At 55.1% G+C, this 2,061-nt stretch carries 2 protein-coding genes; both read left to right on the plus strand.

All coding sequences use genetic code 11. The features are described 5' to 3' along the window. The coding region (locus B4F73_RS06245; RefSeq protein WP_290482760.1) for a TonB-dependent receptor domain-containing protein at positions 1 to 717 on the plus strand (717 nt) is incomplete at its 5' end. Positions 718 to 867: 150 nt separating this feature from the next. Further along, positions 868 to 2,061 (plus strand): family 43 glycosylhydrolase (locus tag B4F73_RS06250; RefSeq protein ID WP_290482761.1); only part of this gene is annotated, 1,194 nt, incomplete at its 3' end.

Consider the following 2,061-nt stretch of genomic DNA (forward strand, 5'->3'; position numbering starts at 1 on the left):
AGCATCGGAAATCCTGAGCTCGATCCCTACCGGGCCACAGCTTTTGACCTCAGCGCCGAATGGTATTTTGCAGAGGAGAGCCTTCTGGCTGTGTCGTTCTTCTACAAGGACGTGGAATCCTTCTTCCTGACCCCTGCCAGCAACGAAGTGGCTTTCAGTTCACTCGGTCTGCCGGCCAGCGTGGCCTCTTCGACCAGCCCACTGGGAGAAGATCTGGCGAACGGGCTTGATCCGATCGTCGCGGTCAGCCAGGTGGCAAATGGTGGAGAAGCCTCGATCCAGGGTCTGGAACTTGTGTACCAGCAACCCTTCTTCTTCCTGCCGGGTCTTCTACAGAATGCCGGATTTGTAGGGAACCTAACCTATGTCGATTCCGACGAAATCAGAAACTTCTCGGAAATCTCGCACAACATGACTCTGTACTATGAGACAGACCGGTTCTCGGCACGCGTATCCGGTGCGTATCGGGATGAATACCAAACCCGAGCTCCAAATAGTTCGGGACGCACCGAAGGTCGCGAGGAGCGGGGTGTCGCATCGACCTACAACGTGGATCTGTCGATGTCATACGCGCTGACAGATCAGCTCGACCTGACCTTTGAGGGCATCAATCTGACGGATGAGTTCGAGCATCAGACATTTGACCAGCTCAATCTCCCGACCCTCTACCATCATACCGGCCGGAACTTCCTGTTCGGCGCCCGGTATACATTCTAGGGAACTTTCGGGGTACGGACCGGCGACACAATCTGAAGCCGCCGGTCCAGATCATTCGATATAGTTTTGAAAATTGCGATCCTCCCAAGGCGCATTTTCTGAGTGGCCCCGGCGAGATCCTCGCAGGGGCCACTTTTTAAGGTGCAACATATGAAGAACTCTCTGACCCGACGCCAAAGCCTGCTTCTCCTGGGGACGACACTCGCCACGAAGGCTTGCACGACGCCCGCTTCAGAAGCTGCCGTCAGAAGCGAATCCCCCGCTCCGAATCGTCCGGACTGGGGAAGAGGATACGAGAATCAAAGAATCGCTGACCGCAAGGATGGGACATTCCTGAACCCGATTTTCTCGGGCGACAGGCCGGACCCCTCAATTATCAGAGACTGCGATACCTACTATCTCACATTCTCAAGCTTTGACGCTTACCCTGGTCTGTTCATCTGGCAGTCGACCGATTTGGTGAATTGGCAACCTGTGGGTCCGGCGCTAACCCATCCCATCGGCTCGGTATGGGCACCCGATCTCATAAAGCATGGGGATCGTTTTTACATTTACATTCCTGCACGGAGCAAGAACAGAAAATCCATCTATGTCATTTACGCCAATCAAATAGACGGGCCATGGAGCAAACCCGTCGATCTGGACCTCCCGGATCATATTGATCCCGCCCACGCGGTTGGCGAAGACGGCAAGAGATACCTTTTCCTGTCAAACGGCGATCTGGTTGAACTCTCAGACGACGGCCTTTCGACCGTTGGGGATGTGGAACACATCTACGACCCCTGGCGATATCCTGAAGACTGGGATGTCGAATGTTTTTGTCCGGAAGGACCCAAAATCCTCCGAAAGGATAACTGGTTCTATATGCTGACAGCCGTGGGTGGCACTGCCGGTCCCCCTACCGGGCACATGGTCATTGCGGCGCGCGCCCGATCCGTCAAAGGACCGTGGCAACATGCACCGAACAATCCTCAAGTCCGCACCACCGACCGCTCCGAATCCTGGTGGTCGAGAGGACATGCCACCCTCATTGAAGGACCGGCGGGCGATTGGTGGATGATTTCACACGGTTATGAGAACGGGTTCTGGACGCTTGGAAGGCAATGCCTCTTGGAGCCAATCCGTTGGAGAGAAGACGGCTGGTTTGAATCGTTGGGCGGAGACCTGTCAACCCCCTTCCCCAAACCCTTACCCAGCCAGCATCAGCCTCATGGTCTTCCGCTTTCTGATGATTTCTCGACCTCGTCACTGGGTCCGCAATGGGTGTTCTATGATCCTTCGCCTGTTGAACATGATCGCATTGACCTTGATGGTGATGGATTGCGCATGACCGCGAAGGGTGAG

This window comes from Hyphomonas sp. UBA3601 (assembly GCF_002375605.1).
Taxonomy (GTDB): Bacteria; Pseudomonadota; Alphaproteobacteria; order Caulobacterales; family Hyphomonadaceae; genus Hyphomonas.